We start from the raw sequence: 15,630 nt of genomic DNA on the forward strand, positions 1-15,630 counted from the left end.
CCAGTCTATTTGGGCTCGGTCAACTGCTGCACGGCGCCAGCGCAAATCAGATAGACCGAAGTGATGACCAAACCCCAATGCGCCCAGCTTTCAGGATGAAAATCGACCCAAGCCGCCCATCCGGCGAAAAAGGTCCAGGCCAGCGCCATGGGCAAAGTCACTGTGCGCCAGCGTTCAGTGCGCACGGGGTGCACAAATTTGATTGGCAGGAACATCGTGATGGCCAGTGTGAACACGATGATCAGGCTGACCCACCACACCGGTTGCAGGGCGAAAAGCACGATCACCAGCATGTTCCAACAGCCGGGAAAGCCGGAAAAGGAATTGTCCTTGGTCTTCATCCGGGTGTCGGCAAAATACATTGCAGATGCAAAGGTGACGATGATGATCATGGCCCAGCCGCTCCACCCGTCCATGAGGCCGGATTTAAACAGCGCAAAGGCCGGGATGAACACATATGTCAGATAGTCGATGATCAAATCCAGCAACACACCGTCAAATTCGGGCGCATTGGTTTTGACATCAAACCGGCGGGCCAGCGGGCCGTCGATCCCGTCAACAAAGAACGCGACAACGAGCCACAGAAACATCAGATCCCATTTGCCGTCGACCGCGGCAAGCATCGCGAGCATGGCAAAAACGGCACCGGTTGCAGTGAAAAGATGAACGAGAAGGGCGCGCATATGTATGGTCATTTGGCAGGTGTCGCAAATCTGCGCGAGGGATGCAAAGGAAATGGCGCGGCCGGGCTGGCGCCGGGGCCAGGAATGTGGCAAATGCACATAGGCCCGAAATTCCGCCCTCGCGCGGACTTCGGGTTGACGCCTTGGCCGATTCCCACTAAAGCCAGCGAACCAGTTTCAGGGTCGCCCGCCGCGGCCCGTTTTATGTGTTGCGCCGACCCCTTGGCGCTGCACCACTAAACAAAAGGATAGACCCATGTCGCGCGTTTGCGAATTGACCGGAAAAGGCCCGATGACGGGCAACAACGTAAGCCACGCGAACAACAAGACGCGTCGCCGCTTTCTGCCGAACCTGAACGACACCACATTGCAGTCCGAATCGCTGGGCCGCTCGTTCAAACTGCGCATTTCTGCGGCTGCTCTGCGCAGCGTGGATCACCGTGGCGGTCTGGACAAGTTCCTGGCCAAGGCAAAAGACACCGAGCTGTCTGCCAACGCGCTGAAGATCAAAAAGGCAATCGCCAAATCCAGCGCAACAGCAGAAGCGCTTTCCTGATCGGAAACTCCGAACAGTTTGAGTTTAGGCAACCCCGGATCATCTGATCCGGGGTTGCGTCGTTTTGCGCCTCGAATGTCCGACCTGCATGGGCTAATGCGAAGGTATGAAACGCCACCTGCTCTCATTTATGATGGTTCTTGTTCTGGCGCTGACCAGCCAGAGCATGGCGGTGGCGCGTGGGGCAAATGCAGCCACGGGGCAGATGGTTCTGTGTACGGGCAATGGTCCGTTGGCGGTCTATGTAGATGCGAGTGGCGCGCCGACGTCTGCACCCCACATTTGCCCTGACTCGGCGCTGAATGTCCTGTTTGAGGTCCAGGCGCCGGAGTTCAACGCGCCGCAGCAAATTCTTTGCTTTGAGGTTGGCCGTAGGCTGGCGTTGCCTACACGGCTGGCAGCGCGTGCATTAATGCCGCCGACACGGGCTCCCCCTGTTTGATCTGAAACTTCCGTTTTCCGATCAATCAAGGACAAGACAATGACATATACACGATTCTTTTCAGCAGCTTCCGCTGCGTTCTTCATGTTGGCCGCCCCTGTTTTTGCAGGGGATATCATGGTCAAAGACCCCTATGCCCGCAGTTCTACGCCATCCTCGCCGACGGGCGCTGCGTTTATGATACTGATGAACAATTCTGATCAGGATGACCGCCTGATCGCGGCCAGTTCCGACGTGGCGGGCCGGGTTGAACTGCACACGCATATCGAAGACGAGAACGGCGTGATGAAGATGACCGAGATCGAAGGCGGCATCGCGGTGCCAGCGGGCGAAATGCATGCGCTCAAACGGGGCGGCGATCATGTGATGTTCATGGGGCTGTCAGCGCCGCTTGAGCAGGACACAGAGATCACCGTTACCCTGACCTTTGAAAAAGCCGGTGACATCGACGTGAAGATCCCTGTGGATCACACGCGCAAACCAAAACATGGGGCGATGAGCCACTGACACAAGCGGCGCGGGCTTTGGCCCGCGCTGTCTTCGTTTTATTGACAAAGATCAGGCCGGGAAATGCGCGTTTTCCGGAGTCACTGACCCAAGATTTCATCCACCCAGGCCGTGACCGTTTCCGAGGCCGGCCCCAGCCGATGCTCCGCAAACTGGTTTCCCACAGCCGAGCGTTCCAGATTGAACTCAAGCGTATGGGCGCCAGCGCGGCGCGCCTCCGCGACAAATCCAGCCGCTGGATATACGTTGCCCGATGTGCCAATTGCGGCAAAGACGTCTGCCTGCGTCAGGTGGTCAAACAGCAGATCCATCTCATAGGGCATTTCGCCAAACCAAACGATGTCAGGGCGTGCTGCAGGCGCGTTGCAGGCGGGGCAGGGGTCACCGGCAGCCATGACCATGGGTGCGGGCCACCTGTGATCGCAAACCGCACATAGTGCGCCTTTCAGATGCCCGTGCATATGATGTACGACCTGCGAGCCGCCCCGTTCGTGCAGGTCATCGACATTCTGGGTGATCACAATCACTTCGCCGGGGTGCTCCGCTTCGAGCCGGGCCAGTGCCTTGTGGGCGGCATTGGGGTGAACCTCGGCTGCTTGCGCACGGCGGGCGTTGTAGAATTGCACAACCAGATCCGGATCGCGGGCAAAACCTTCCGGGGTGGCGACATCCTCAACCCGGTGCTGCGCCCAGAGGCCATCTTCGGCCCGAAACGTTTCGATCCCGCTTTCGGCGGAAATACCCGCACCGGTCAATATGACAATCTTGGCATTTGGCTGTATCATCCGGCTGTCTCTCCGATCAGATGGAACTTATCTGCAAGCCAGGGACGGCGGGCGGTGGCGGGGCCGATCATATGGGCCTCCATCAGCTGTTGCATCGTGCGGGCGATATCACGCGGCACCGGTCCGGACCATTCCGATCCGGCAAAAAGCGAGATTTGCCGCGCCGCCTCCGGGATCGGCAGGGCCATCACCCGCATGCCCTCGTGGAACCGGGTGGCCCGCATATACCCCAGCGGTGTGGTGATCGCCCAGCCGATGCCGCGTGCCACCATGGCCATAAGCGCCAGATGGCTGCCAATCTCAAAGCGGGCCGAGAGTTCCAGATCCTGACCTTGGAGAAAACTGCTGATCTGGGTTTCGATCAACTGACCCGTGGCATAATGCAAAAAGGGAATATCTCCTTCCCCCTCAAGCAATTGTTGCGCCTGTGCGCGGCTGCCCGCAGGGGTGACAATGATGAAGGGATCGCGGGCCAGCGGATATTCGATCACGCCGGGAACCTTTTCACTGGTGCGGGCCGCGATCGCCATGTGCAGGCTCTTGTCGCGGATCGCTTGGGCCAGTTCGTTGCTGCCTGCGGTGGTCATGCGAAACCGGCAACCGGTCAGGCTGTCGGCCAATATGGTGGCCAGCCTTGGCGTCAGATCGTCGTCGAAATCGTCAATGATACCGAGATTCAATTCGCCCAGATGTGCCAGATCCATCACGGTGACTTCGCTTTGTGCAAGCCGCAACTCGGAAAGAGCAGCCTCGGTGCGGCGCAGGAAGAGGCGGCCTGCCGGGGTGAGACGCATGGGACGGCGACCGTGATCTATCAACTCGGCACCAACGGCCGTTTCAAGATTGCGCATTTGCTGGCTCACTGCGGGTTGGCTGAGCCCGGTGATGGCTGCAGCTTGGGCCACAGATCCGGTCTGGGCGAGGGCCTCGAACACTTCGATGCCGCGCAGTGAGATGCCTTTTTTCAACATGAATTTCTCCCCCTCATTTTTGGTTGTTTGAAACTAATGCGCCTTTCAGTCAAGTAAATATGGGTAAGTAGGAGACCAGTTTATCGAAAACGAAATAGGAAGATGTTCCCAAATCTGGCTTGAAGGACAGAGGAAGGCGGCGCAAACTGCGACTGAAGTAAGGGAACACACAGATGAAAATTGCCAGTGCCGCGTATCCTTTGGATGTTTTGACCTCCTGGGCGCAGTTTGAAGACAAGATTGAGGCTTGGGTGGCGGATGCCGCGGGTGCCGGGGCAGATTTGCTGGTCTTTCCTGAATATGGTGCGATGGAGCTGGCCACGCTGGATGGTTTGAAGGTCGCCGGCGATCTGGAGGCAAGTCTGTTTTCGGTTTCGGACCGTTTGCCGGATGCAGATGCATTGCACCTCAAGTTGGCGGCGTCTTACGGCGTTCATATCGTCGCGGCCTCCGGTCCGGCGGCAACAGCGACTCGCCCGGTCAATCGTGCGCGGTTGATCACGCCAACAGGGCAGGTCGGTGTGCAAGACAAACAGATCATGACCCGGTTTGAGGGCGAGGTCTGGGATGTGGTGCCGGGCAACAACTTGCAGGTGTTTGACACCGCATTGGGCAAGATCGGCATTCTGATCTGTTATGACAGCGAATTTCCACTGCTGGGTCGTGCGCTGACAGAATGTGATGTGATCGCAGTGCCCAGCGTCACCGAAACCCTGGCCGGATATTGGCGGGTGCGTATCGGATCGATGGCAAGGGCGCTGGAAAATCAATGTGTTACGGCGATGTCTTCGGTTGTGGGCGATGCTGAATGGTCAGAAGCTTTGGGCACATCCTTTGGTGCGGGCGGCATTTATGGCCCGCCCGACAACGGCTTTCCGCCCACGGGTGTGCTGGCCGCAGGGGCGCTCAATGATCCGGTTTGGACCTATGCAGATGTGGATTTGAAACAGATTGCCAATGTCCGCGCCGATGGCATTGTTTTGAACCGTCAGCACTGGTCCGGTCAGGAGGGGCGTGACCATCCTGCGACAAACGTCTCTTTGCGCTGATTGCCCCTTGAAATATTGGCAAAATGCGCCCATTTAAGCCTGCGCCCTTATTTTGGAGGGCATTTTGATCAAGGAGAGACCATGGCCAAGGAAGATACGCTCGAATTTCCCGGTGTCGTGAAGGAACTCTTGCCTAATGCGACGTTTCGGGTCGAGCTGGAAAACGGCCATGAGATCATCGCACATACGGCAGGCAAGATGCGCAAGAACCGCATCCGTGTTCTGGCTGGCGACAAGGTACAGGTGGAAATGACCCCCTATGATTTGACCAAGGGTCGGATCAACTACCGCTTTAAGTAAAATCAGATCGATGGCCGGGACCGCATCATGCAGTTGCACCCGGCCTTGACCCCCTGCCGCGGGCCAGCGGGCGCAGATGCTGCGGCTGTGGCATCATCAGGCAGACGAGGCGCAGACCCATGACATTCATCCTCGGATCAGGCAGTCCGCGCCGCAAGGAATTGCTGGCGCAAATTGGCGTGGTTGCAGATGATATTCGTGCCCCCGACATTGATGAGACCCCGGCAAAGGGCGAACTGCCGCGCCCCTATTGTGCGCGCATGGCGCGGGAAAAAGCGGCGGCCGTACCAGCAGATGCCGATGATATCGTGCTTTGCGCCGATACGACGGTGGCCCTGGGTCGGCGCATCCTTGGAAAACCTGACGATGAGGCCGAGGCCGAGGCCTTTTTGCGCCTGATGTCCGGACGCCGTCACAAGGTGATCACCGCCGTGGCTGTGAAGCGCGGTGATCGGACCTGGGAACGGGACGTGCAAAGCACGGTCAAAATGAAATCCCTGTCTGACCTGGAGATCAAGGCCTATCTTGCCACCGGCGACTGGCAGGGCAAGGCGGGCGGCTATGGCATTCAAGGACCGGCAGGGGCGTTGATCCCGTGGATCAGCGGCTCGTTCACCGCGATTGTGGGATTGCCGCTGGCCGAGACCGCCAATCTGCTGATCGCTGCAGGGTATCCGCTTTATGGAGGTGCCGCATGAAGGGCCGCAGTATTATTCTTGACCATCTGGGAGAGACAGAAGCCGCCGCGCTGATGGTCGATGGCAAGCTGGACGATCTGCTCATTGACAGCGATGCGCCGCGCCCCGGTACGATCTATCGTGCGATCGCGGACCGGCCCGTCAAAGGGCAGGGCGGAATGTTCCTGAAAACCCCTGACGGATCGGCATTTCTACGCCAGATCAAAGGGTTGTCCCCCGGCCAGCCAATTTTGGTACAGGTGACCGGATATGCCGAGCCGGGCAAGGCCTTGCCGGTGACCGCAAAGATCCTGTTCAAAAGCCGCTATGCGATTGTCACGCCCGATGCACCGGGCTTGAACGTCTCGCGCAGCATCAAAAAGGAAGACGAGCGCGACCGTTTGCTTGAGATTGCCCATGAAGTTGCCAGCGAGGCACCACATGGGTTGATCCTGCGATCATCCTGCGCAGGGGCGGATGGCGACGAGATCAGCGACGATATCTCAGCAATGCTGGATCTGGCCGACAAGGTGCTTGGCGATACGTCGACCGAAATGGAAGTGCTGGCTGAGGGCGACGGCCCGCATATCCTGGCATGGCGCGATTGGACCGATCCTGCGGAGGTGGTTACGGAGGTAGGCGGGTTTGAAACCCATGGTGTCCTGGATGCATTGGAGGCCGCTCGCGGCGCGACTGTTGGCCTTGGCGGGGGCGCTGCGATGTATGTTGAACCGACCCGCGCCTTGGTCGCTGTTGATGTCAACACAGGCAATGATGCGTCATTGGCGGCAGGGGTAAAGGCGAATATGGCCTGCGCCCGCCTGTTGCCGCGTGCGCTTCGGGTGCGGGGATTGGGCGGGCAAATCACGCTGGATCTGGCACCCATGCCCAAAAAGGACCGCCGCACGTTTGAAACTGCCCTGCGGGCCGCGTTTCGCACCGACGGGGTCGAAACGACTTTGGTGGGCTGGACGCCGCTCGGCCACTTTGAGCTGCAACGCAAACGCGCTCGCGCGCCCCTGAACGAGGCCCTGTCATGAGCTGCCCGATCTGTGCTGAGGACAGTTCCGCAAAGTACCGCCCGTTTTGTTCGCGGCGCTGCGCGGATGTGGATTTGTCCAAATGGATGAACGGCAATTACGCGATCCCTTCACGCGATCCCGAAGACATTGAAGCCGCCGCAGAGGCCGCCGAAGCCGCTCTGAACGCAGCACAAAAGCCGCAATAAAGCTGATTGGGCGATGGCGCGAAAAAACTTCGTAAAAGAGGCTGGACACCCCCGCCGCAACCTCCTAGAACCCGCTCACCCGACCAATGATTGGTCTCCCGTGCCCGGGTAGCTCAGGGGTAGAGCAGTGGATTGAAAATCCTCGTGTCGGTGGTTCGATTCCGCCCCCGGGCACCATTTTTACCAAATAAAAACATATAGTTGCGACTAGTGCGAACACCGTTTCGTCAAAGTATTGCGATGCTGGGTGCCGTATGGGTGCTTGGTTTTTGATAAAGCCCTTCCCGAGTGAGGGTTATGCTTCAAACTGATGGCGATTAGAGTAATAGTGGTTTCAAGTAGAAGGAGATTTGATTTGGCTGATGACGATGTGGCGGAAGATCACCTTCCAGAATTCGAAGATCCAGAATTCAACGAAGACGATACTTCTGAGACCCCACCGACCGACATTGTTGCATACAATGAGCTCCGTTCCTGTGCAGACCTCGCCAGAATGACCAGCGATGGAATCATCGATCTTCAGCCGGATTTTCAACGTGATGTAGTTTGGAAACCTGCCGACCAAACACGTTTCATCGACTCGCTGATCAAGCAGCTACCAATTCCGAGTATGTGTTTTGCTTTGGACCACAAGACCGACACATGGATTGTCATCGATGGCTTGCAACGTATGAGTTCAATCGTGAAGTTTTTGGCCGGTGGTGATTGGCGCCTGTCGAAGCTAGATGACATTGACGCGAAGGTGGCTGGCAAGCTTGCTGCGACCTTCAAGAACGGGAAGGGCGAGCAGAAAAAGATATTTGATCGGGTTCAAAATAAGACGCTGCCAATAACCGTATTGCGCTGCGACTTTTCGAAGAAAAGCCACATGGAGTATCTATTTACAGTGTTCCATCGCCTAAATTCAGGTGGGTCAAAGCTCAACAACCAAGAAATTCGAAACTGCATCTATAGTGGCGACTTGAACATGCTGCTACGTGAACTCGACAGGATTGAGGGTTGGAGAACCTTCAACAAAATGAAAAAGGACAACAATTACCGGTTCGTGAAACAGGAAGTCATCCTTCGGTTTTTTGCCTTTCTGGATGAGCCTCAAAAGTACGGCGGACAGGTTGGTAAGTTCCTGAATGACTACATGTATCCACGTCGCAACCCCGATGCCGAGTTTATCGCGTCAAAACGGGATATCTTTGTCAGAGTAGTTGATGTCCTGAACAAGGCGTTCCCAGAAGGGCCGACCGATAGAATGCCTACTGCCGTTGTTGAGGCACTGCTCGTTGGAGTTGCCCGAAATATCGAGCAGGTTGAAGCGCTGGATAAAGCTGCGATACTCGAACGCTATCAGCAACTTCGAGACTCTCAGAATTTCAAGGATGAAGGGCTTGCTGAAGGCTTGTCTAAGAAAGACAAAGTCGACGCAAGACTAGCTGAGGCAACAGATATTTTCTCCAAATGATTTCGCACAGTTACATCAAGAGCAACCTTGCATACCTTGACCGTGTTTATCGAAGAACAAACTCTATTACAGAGGCGAGCTATTGCTCAAAACTCGCAATCCTCGAGTTGTGTGGCTGGATCGAGCTGTCGATGGACGACATCGTCTTGAGAGGCTGCGTTAGAGGCTTGAAGCAAGAGAAAAACCGTAAAGCCGTGAGAGAGAAGGTAAAGCTAAACTACGGCTTCGAGTATAAGAAACACTTCGTGTCGCTCATAACATCCTTGGTCGGCTTTCATGGTTATGAGACTTTAGAGAAGTCTATTCCCACCACGGTCTCTACAAGTTTCAAATCAGAGCTCGGTAACCTAAAGGAGCGTCGGAATTCATTGGCGCACACCTACTACAAAGGGGTGACGCACCACTACGACGCGCCATCAATCACGATTTCTAGGTATTATTCGGTTTCAGCAGGCCTAGACGCGTATGACAAGGCGTTACGGGCGTATTGCTGAAACAATCATTTTGCGACTAGTCTAAAGTAGCGCTGACTATCACCCCATGCTTTGACGCAAGATTTACATCTTGGGCTGTTTTTACTTGGTACGAAATGAACTCGCTTCCTGAGCATTCTGGCAACCCAAGTTGTTTGATAAGCCCAGCATCGAAATCGCCCGAAAGTAACAGGATAGACTCCTTCAGAAGTATGTCTCTGGTTCCTCGGCCATTGTCAGATCTAATGCGCCTCATGAAATCCTTTTGCTTTGCAACGGCCTCAACAACTTCCCTCTTGATGGGGGTGTCCTGAACCTCCCTAAACAGGCTAGCCATTCGTTGGTTCCCAGACGATCCTAAAAAAATTCGCTGGATAGCGTCTGATGGTACGGTTTGCCAGAAATTCGGTGGATAGGGCCTTCCCTTGATAAGCCATAGGATGTTGGCAAATCCCTCAGCCGAAACGCTCTTCTTCGCGTCTTTGTTTTGGCCAGCAGTTAGATAGTCTAGTTTCGCTACTATGAGGCCCAGAAAGCACATTGCTCTCTTCTCATCCGCCGCGACCAATATGCATGGATGATCAATGGCCTCTGTAGGGATCATCCAATTGCTTCCCATAGTGTTTTTGATATCGACATCTTGGCCGAGGATAAGAGTATCTAATTTGCCCTTCGGCAATCGCAGCATTGCTCGGAGTTCAATTTCGACTCTCGTACCGATGTATGTCTTTTCCGTCTTCTCCAACTCGTCATACGACCGGCGACCGGTCTTGGGCGTCATGATCACATCGTCAACGCACTGACGCAGCATCGCCGAAAACCCTTGCCCGAGCGCCTTCGGGCCCCCTGCACGTTTGGTGATTTCATCTGCCAGCCCCGTCAATAAGTCATAGTCGGGATGCCCCGGCACAACGATGCTGTCTGGAATGCTCTTCTTCAAATGCCTAGCGTCCTGAGATTCTATAGTTCCCTCAGCAAGCTGACATATCGGAATGTAATTTGGAAGTTAGGCGACCACTGAACGAAGCACACGTTTTCTCAGAGCTTTGGCGATCTTCACAGATACAGCCTTGGCGACTGGCGGTGGGAAAGCATTGCCTACCTGTCTGTATGCATTGGTCTTGGCACCCGTAAAGTGCCACTCATCTGGAAAACCTTGAATGCGGGCAACCATTGGGACGGTCAAACGGGGCATGCCTTCGTGGAATGCATCTGGAGCCTCTGGAGCGATAGTGCGCCCCTCGACACCCAGTGTTGCCCACGCTGCACGTGCTCGGGTCGGACCCAAATCAGGTCCTCCATGTTTCTTCGATCCACCAACGATTGTTGGCGCGATCTCATCGGCTTTTTCAGCCCATTTCTCAGCGCCACGCCATCCCCGTTCCCCCATAAGGTCAATAAGCGTTTCACCTACTGTGGGGGGATTGTGAGGATTGGGTTCGGGCCAATCAAAAAACTCACCGCGCTCTTCTTGGATAGCAACGATAACCACCCGAGGTCTCAATTGTGGAACGCCGAAATCCGATGCGTTCAATAGCCTCCAGTCTGTCTTGTATCCCAGCTTTTCTAGCTGCGCCTTCAAATGCTCACGATAGTCGTGGAATACAGCGTCCAAGAACCCACGGACATTTTCAATCATCACTGCTCGCGGCCGGGCGGCATCGACTATGTCAATCGCATCGTTGAATAAGTTGCGTTCGTCTTTTTCGCCAAGCTGCTTACCTGCGACGGAAAAAGGAGGGCACGGTAGGCCACCGGCGAGCAGATCCATTCCCTTGAAATCAGATGCACGCTCTTTGAAGATTCTCATATCTTCTTCAAGGACATTCCATTCAGGCCGATTATGACGCAGCGTGTTGCAACAGTGCTTGTCGATCTCAACCAATGCTGAGTGCTTATAGCCTGCTTGCTCAAGGCCCAGTGCTTGACCGCCCGCGCCTGCGCATAGTTCAACCGATGTCAGCATGTTGCCCGCCCTCTTTTTGCTCATTCAACACATTGTGGTCGACCAAATCAACTCACCGAGTGATAGTCGTCAAATGTTCTTTTTATGTTCTTAACGGCAAAGGGGCAATCTGAGCAACATGCTTGGTGGCAGTTGTGTCACTTTTTTAGGATAGAAACCGCTTCCTTGTAAGCAGCAGACCCCTTCACCCATTGCCACGGCGTGCGCGGTTTACGAGCTTTCGCCAGTTCGGGGTTCGCCTTGGCATCGCTGACCGCGGCGCGTAGTCGCTCACGGGCTTCACGCGGGTCGATCTTCAGTTCTTCGCAAAGGGCTTTCAGTGTGACGATATCGGCCATTTCGATCTCCTAGGTTTCTGATGCAGATCGATAAGATGCGGATCGCTGTGGTGTCAGGGATAACCCCAGACCGTCTTTAGCTTTTCTCGAATTGCTGCTACCACTGGTCTCGACGTGGCAGACGCGGTCACGTTGGGGCGTAGCAACCCCTCGCGTACTAGGCCGAGCAATCGGCTGAAACCTTGACCCTATGGTCGGGGTGCCTGTGTTATACAACAGGCCCCGGCTAAAGGCACAGGGTCCGTGTACGCGCGGATTGCTAACACCCCGATCACCAGTCAATGCGAGGGCGCTCGCAGATTGGGGTGGGCATGGAAGCCGACCAGATTGCAGCCAAACAGGTTTTGGAACCGGCCAAGCTCATTCGGCCTGCCGACATTTTGGTTCATATCGAAGAATATGCAATCACGCATGGGTTGTACGGCTGGTGGTTCGATGACTCGCTTCCTGAAGTTCCCAGTGGCGGCTGCCGTGAATTTGACGGTAAGCACTTGCTCTATATCGGCATCGCGCCCCCGAAAGACCGACCGATAAGGCCGGGTTCGGCTACGCCTGTCAAACGACGCCTTTGGCGCAACCACCTGCGCGGCTCTGTCCGATCCTCGACGCTGCGCTTGTCCCTCGCTGCCTTGCTAAAGGATCAACTATGCTTCGACTTCTATCGCGATGCACGAGGCCGAGTTCGCATGGCCAAAGATCACGAAGAACAGCTGACAACTTGGATCGAAGAACATGCAGGGATTTCTGTGGTCCATCATGACGCCCCATGGCAGCTAGAGGAAGCGCTGGTCAGAAACGGCCCGCCTTTGCCTTTGAACCTGAGCATGTCAGGCCATCCGTTCAAGCCCACCTTGAGCGCTCTCAGAAAGGCGCTGGGGCGCGATTGACGCGATCCGCAACAAATCCCCGGCATATGCAGCGATAGGCGCGCGTGGCCGCGTTGTATTGAGCCAGCAGGACGTGTGACAGGCATTCCCGACACATCCAGCCCGACGCCTCACCGAGGCTGACGTTGGCCCTTGTACGCCGCGTAGACGGGTTCTTCACCGGGAAATACCCTGACGACTGCTCCTGCCCGATCTTATTGCGCTGTTGCGACTGCAATCAGTAAAAGGAGATCGCAATGGTTATTCGCGCGACTTGGAGCTTCAACGGTCAGGAGAAAGTTGTCCTCGGCAATTGGCATCGCCTGTGGTGCTTGCTGTTCGGCCCATTCTACTATGCCTTCAAAGGCATGTGGTGGTGGGCAATCTTATCCTTCCTCACCTTGAACGGCCTGTGGATCGGCTTCCCGTTGCTCAATCGCAGCATTGTGCTGCGCCATTTCTATCGCAAGGGTTGGGTTCAAAATTGATGCTTCGGACAGTCCAGCCAATGAGTAATCCCACCCATGCTGCACCCGAATACACCCACTCAGATGAACCCGAATGCAGACCGATTGAAAAGACTTAGCTATTCGGGTCCGTCTCCCATCCAACAGCCTGATCAATAGTCCGCGTGTCGGTCTCGGGCGCATCTGGCCCCACCGACCAAGGCGAAGACAACAGGTGACCACAGGGGGATGGGGTGAGGTGTTTTTTTAACGGCGCCCGCCTTATGGGCAGACAAGGGATCATACGTACTTCTGAGTTTTTTGGCCCCTAGCCGTTCGACGTTTTGCTTAAGGTCGATCACTTCGATCACATCATCACATTCGAGTTGCAAAAGTGATTTTGTGATCAAAGTGATCGCACTTGCCCGGTTCACGGTAATTGGTACTTGCCGCGCCTTGGCTTTCTAACTTCGCCGTCGGTCGCCATGCTCAAGAGCAGTTGGCGCACGTTTTCCTGTGGCCATTTTAGCGCCTCGGCGATGTCTTTCGGCCCCATCGGTTTTCCAGCACTTCGCAACAGATCGATAATTGACCTGCGTTGACTCGAAATCCTCACGGAGTCTGTATCGCCCAGAATTCGCCATAGGCCATCGTCGAGTTCCACAGCGACGTCGATGTTTTCCATCTCCCGACCTCGCCCGTAAAGGGTGACGCCATCGCTTTTCCGATCAAGGACGAGAACGTTATCGACGGCCCCAGTCAATCCTGTGGTTCCCGACACCATGTCCAAGGGGTCTTCGCCACTCATCTTGCGCAGGTGGTGGATGACGATGATCGCGATGCCATGCTCGCCCGCGAGTTTCTGAAGTGGAGACAGAGCTGCATAATCGGCCTCGTACTCATTTTTGCCTTTCACCTTCGGCCGAACGCAAACCAGCGTATCGATGATGATCAAGCTCGGGCGATGCTCCTCGATAAATTCCTCGAGCTGATCGAGCCCCCCATCGTCCAGCTTTTTCAACCGTACCGAAAAGTGAAAGTTCTCTGGCCAAGAGGTCTGATCACCGTAGTTCTGGATCATTCGCCTTCGTAGACGTCTCGGATTGTCCTCGAGCGCGCAATAGAGCGTAGCACCCTTCTTGCAGGCCCTGTCACAAAGCGCCTCACAGCCAATGGCGACCGACATCGCCAAGTCCAACGCCATCCATGACTTACCCATCTTGGGTTTGCCAGCCAATAGCGTCAGGCCTTCGGTTATCAGTCCCTCGACCACAAATTCGAGGGGTGGGAATTCCATGGCCTGTAAGTCGTTGGCTGTAAAAGTTGTCAACTTGTTGGATGGTTTGGGCCGATTCGTCTTCTTCTTGGGAAGCCGGGCAACACGTAACTTCGTTGAATTCCTGCGGCTCATTGGGCGGTCTCCAGCTTCGAGACCACGCGCGTTACTTCTGCGTCCAGTCGGTCAAGGTGATAACCGTGTTTTTCGATGAAATACGGGCTGTGCCAAAGGATGCATCCGATCTCGTCAGGTGATGCGCCTACCTCGTGCAGGCACGAGATAATGAGGTAAATGCAGGATGATCGATCCTTCTCTTTCACACGTGTATGCCTGATGAGCGTGCGCGCTTTCGCGTGAAGTTGTTTCCTGTATTTCTCGAAACCTTCCTTCGGATCGTTTGCGTCTGGATTGACGAAATCACCAGCCTCCATTGCGCGAGCGATTTCCGGCAAAGGGGGACGGTCGCTGATCCTGTTCCAGTTGCGATGCACCAGTTGAACGAAAGGCTCATCATACTGGGGTTTGTGGTTTACGGAGCCGGGAACGCGCAGCATCTTGGTGATCGACCAGCCGCTGTCGCCACCGTGCCGATCAGCAAGAGCGCGAGAGTAGCCTTCGGCTTCTTCGGGGCTGTGCCAACCGTCCCATAGCCAAGCCCCCTGAAAACGACCCGGCGATGTTTCCCAGACAAGGCTGGCTTCTGGCCGAAAGGCGTAAGGGTCAGCTTCATCGATATCACACCAGCCGAGCCGTGATGGGCGTGCGAATTCCTTTTTCCTGCGGTCTTTGAAAAACGGGTTGGGACAGAAGTACAGGTTGAAGTCCCACCGAGAATGCTGGTTAAAGAACCTGTTCAGACCCGGGATCACGTCGTCGCCATGGACAACATGTTCTCGCCATTTTTTGCCATCAGGATCAGCCGAAGCGAGGAAAAAGCAACTGTCGCTGGGCGCCCCTCTCCAAATGTCGGTTAAAAATCCCACCATGCTTTGGTGGATGACGCAATCATCGTCATAGTCCTTGAATGCATGGGGATGCCCTTTGCGAGGACGAGCGGTATGGTTCACGCGATTTCGCATGTTGTTTCCTTTCGAGATGTACGGGGAGGACGGGGCGAATTTCGCCCAGCCATTAATGTCAGTGTTTTTTGGGCTTTGGTGGTAAGCGCCATCTATAGAGCGCAAGCCAGTCTACGATTTCCTCGGCGTCCCAAATGAAAGGGGCGGGCTGCTTCGGGAATCGACCACGCTCACCGAGATCAATCAGTTCATGGTATTCGTAGTAAATTCCCATGCGAACGAGGCACTCATAGCTGTAGCCCCAGCGATATCTGATACTCATAGTCAGAAATCGGCATAATGGGTGCGAGACCGTGCTTCGGCGCGTTCAGCGAGCCACTGTTCGATCTCCTTCAGCAGCCATGCGACACTGGTGCCAGCGAGGCGCACGCGGCGTGGAAATCGCCCTCGGGCCTCCCAGCGCAAAAGCGTACTATTGCTTACGATGATGCCCAAGCGCTTGAGATCAGCGCGTGTGGCGAGGGCTTTTTGCCCGTTTGAGATATCCATTGTCTTTTTCCTTCTGCATTGATGCGTTTGCGAAGGAGCG

Annotated in this window: 20 protein-coding genes and 1 tRNA gene; 12 read left to right on the top strand and 9 right to left on the bottom strand. The window is 55.4% G+C overall.

The annotated features are described in order from the left end of the window. Positions 1 to 5: 5 nt before the first annotated feature. Entirely contained in the window at positions 6 to 695 is a 690-nt protein-coding gene (locus K3754_RS05245; protein ID WP_259941645.1) for a phosphatidylcholine/phosphatidylserine synthase, read from the bottom strand. Positions 696 to 939: 244 nt separating this feature from the next. Here K3754_RS05245 and rpmB point away from each other — a divergent pair, with 244 nt between their 5' ends. The 3 genes from rpmB (at position 940) to K3754_RS05260 (ending at position 2,188) form a co-directional block, all read left to right on the top strand. Further along, positions 940 to 1,239 (top strand): 50S ribosomal protein L28, encoded by a 300-nt coding sequence (gene rpmB / locus K3754_RS05250; protein ID WP_203212002.1) that lies wholly within the window; start codon positions 940 to 942, stop codon positions 1,237 to 1,239. 130 nt (positions 1,240 to 1,369) lie between these two features. Further along, positions 1,370 to 1,681, top strand: a complete 312-nt coding sequence (locus tag K3754_RS05255) for a hypothetical protein (protein WP_259941647.1) — start codon at positions 1,370 to 1,372, stop codon at positions 1,679 to 1,681. Between the two features lie 39 nt (positions 1,682 to 1,720). Beyond that, entirely contained in the window at positions 1,721 to 2,188 is a 468-nt protein-coding gene (locus tag K3754_RS05260) for a copper chaperone PCu(A)C (protein WP_231024271.1), read from the top strand. 80 nt (positions 2,189 to 2,268) lie between these two features. Here the strand turns inward: K3754_RS05260 and K3754_RS05265 are convergent, their stop codons facing one another. Together K3754_RS05265 and K3754_RS05270 are read right to left on the bottom strand one after the other, a co-directional pair. Further along, the gene (locus K3754_RS05265) at positions 2,269 to 2,973 is read right to left on the bottom strand and encodes an NAD-dependent deacylase (RefSeq protein WP_259941650.1); all 705 of its coding nucleotides are present in this window, start codon (positions 2,971 to 2,973) and stop codon (positions 2,269 to 2,271) included. Beyond that, on the bottom strand, positions 2,970 to 3,944 hold the full coding sequence (locus K3754_RS05270; RefSeq protein ID WP_203211999.1) for a LysR family transcriptional regulator: 975 nt from the start codon (positions 3,942 to 3,944) through the stop codon (positions 2,970 to 2,972). Before K3754_RS05270 ends, K3754_RS05265 begins: the two co-directional genes overlap by 4 nt. A gap of 173 nt (positions 3,945 to 4,117) precedes the next feature. Here K3754_RS05270 and K3754_RS05275 point away from each other — a divergent pair, with 173 nt between their 5' ends. The 7 genes from K3754_RS05275 (at position 4,118) to K3754_RS05305 (ending at position 8,654) form a co-directional block, all read left to right on the top strand. Then, positions 4,118 to 4,993, top strand: coding sequence for a carbon-nitrogen hydrolase family protein (locus tag K3754_RS05275; protein WP_203211998.1), 876 nt, complete (start codon positions 4,118 to 4,120; stop codon positions 4,991 to 4,993). A gap of 81 nt (positions 4,994 to 5,074) precedes the next feature. After that, the gene (infA, locus tag K3754_RS05280) at positions 5,075 to 5,293 is read left to right on the top strand and encodes a translation initiation factor IF-1 (RefSeq protein WP_005978431.1); all 219 of its coding nucleotides are present in this window, start codon (positions 5,075 to 5,077) and stop codon (positions 5,291 to 5,293) included. 119 nt (positions 5,294 to 5,412) lie between these two features. Next, positions 5,413 to 5,991 (top strand): nucleoside triphosphate pyrophosphatase, encoded by a 579-nt coding sequence (locus tag K3754_RS05285; protein ID WP_259941654.1) that lies wholly within the window; start codon positions 5,413 to 5,415, stop codon positions 5,989 to 5,991. Next, positions 5,988 to 7,010 (top strand): ribonuclease E/G, encoded by a 1,023-nt coding sequence (locus K3754_RS05290; protein ID WP_259941656.1) that lies wholly within the window; start codon positions 5,988 to 5,990, stop codon positions 7,008 to 7,010. Before K3754_RS05285 ends, K3754_RS05290 begins: the two co-directional genes overlap by 4 nt. Beyond that, on the top strand, positions 7,007 to 7,198 hold the full coding sequence (locus K3754_RS05295; RefSeq protein ID WP_203211995.1) for a DNA gyrase inhibitor YacG: 192 nt from the start codon (positions 7,007 to 7,009) through the stop codon (positions 7,196 to 7,198). The genes K3754_RS05290 and K3754_RS05295 overlap by 4 nt, the downstream gene beginning before the upstream one ends. 102 nt (positions 7,199 to 7,300) lie before the next feature. Continuing rightward, positions 7,301 to 7,375, top strand: a tRNA-Phe gene (locus K3754_RS05300). A gap of 178 nt (positions 7,376 to 7,553) precedes the next feature. Then, positions 7,554 to 8,654, top strand: coding sequence for a DUF262 domain-containing protein (locus K3754_RS05305; RefSeq protein WP_259941660.1), 1,101 nt, complete (start codon positions 7,554 to 7,556; stop codon positions 8,652 to 8,654). Between the two features lie 510 nt (positions 8,655 to 9,164). Here K3754_RS05305 and K3754_RS05310 read toward each other — a convergent pair. From K3754_RS05310 to K3754_RS05320, 3 genes are all read right to left on the bottom strand, one after another. Then, the gene (locus K3754_RS05310; RefSeq protein ID WP_259941664.1) at positions 9,165 to 10,067 is read right to left on the bottom strand and encodes a NaeI family type II restriction endonuclease; all 903 of its coding nucleotides are present in this window, start codon (positions 10,065 to 10,067) and stop codon (positions 9,165 to 9,167) included. Positions 10,068 to 10,133: 66 nt separating this feature from the next. After that, positions 10,134 to 11,093, bottom strand: coding sequence for a DNA cytosine methyltransferase (locus tag K3754_RS05315; protein WP_259941666.1), 960 nt, complete (start codon positions 11,091 to 11,093; stop codon positions 10,134 to 10,136). A 137-nt stretch (positions 11,094 to 11,230) separates the two neighbouring features. Beyond that, a complete protein-coding gene (locus tag K3754_RS05320; protein ID WP_259941668.1) occupies positions 11,231 to 11,431 on the bottom strand; it encodes a hypothetical protein in 201 nt (66 codons plus the stop codon). Positions 11,432 to 11,742: 311 nt separating this feature from the next. Here K3754_RS05320 and K3754_RS05325 point away from each other — a divergent pair, with 311 nt between their 5' ends. Both K3754_RS05325 and K3754_RS05330 read left to right on the top strand, forming a co-directional pair. Beyond that, a complete protein-coding gene (locus K3754_RS05325; protein WP_259941670.1) occupies positions 11,743 to 12,318 on the top strand; it encodes a GIY-YIG nuclease family protein in 576 nt (191 codons plus the stop codon). 236 nt (positions 12,319 to 12,554) lie between these two features. Beyond that, a complete protein-coding gene (locus K3754_RS05330) occupies positions 12,555 to 12,785 on the top strand; it encodes a hypothetical protein (RefSeq protein WP_259941672.1) in 231 nt (76 codons plus the stop codon). A 388-nt stretch (positions 12,786 to 13,173) separates the two neighbouring features. On the opposite strand, the gene K3754_RS05335 is transcribed toward K3754_RS05330, so the two are convergent. The 3 genes from K3754_RS05335 to K3754_RS05345 form a co-directional block, all read right to left on the bottom strand. Further along, positions 13,174 to 14,154: a helicase RepA family protein gene (locus K3754_RS05335; protein WP_259941674.1), complete on the bottom strand. Its 981-nt coding sequence runs from the start codon at positions 14,152 to 14,154 to the stop codon at positions 13,174 to 13,176. Then, entirely contained in the window at positions 14,151 to 15,101 is a 951-nt protein-coding gene (locus K3754_RS05340) for a RepB family DNA primase (RefSeq protein ID WP_259941677.1), read from the bottom strand. The genes K3754_RS05335 and K3754_RS05340 overlap by 4 nt, the downstream gene beginning before the upstream one ends. A gap of 264 nt (positions 15,102 to 15,365) precedes the next feature. Beyond that, positions 15,366 to 15,590, bottom strand: a complete 225-nt coding sequence (locus tag K3754_RS05345; protein WP_259941680.1) for an AlpA family transcriptional regulator — start codon at positions 15,588 to 15,590, stop codon at positions 15,366 to 15,368. Positions 15,591 to 15,630 lie beyond the last annotated feature (40 nt).

It is taken from the genome of Sulfitobacter sp. M368 (assembly GCF_025141875.1).
Lineage (GTDB): Bacteria > Pseudomonadota > Alphaproteobacteria > Rhodobacterales > Rhodobacteraceae > Sulfitobacter > Sulfitobacter mediterraneus_A.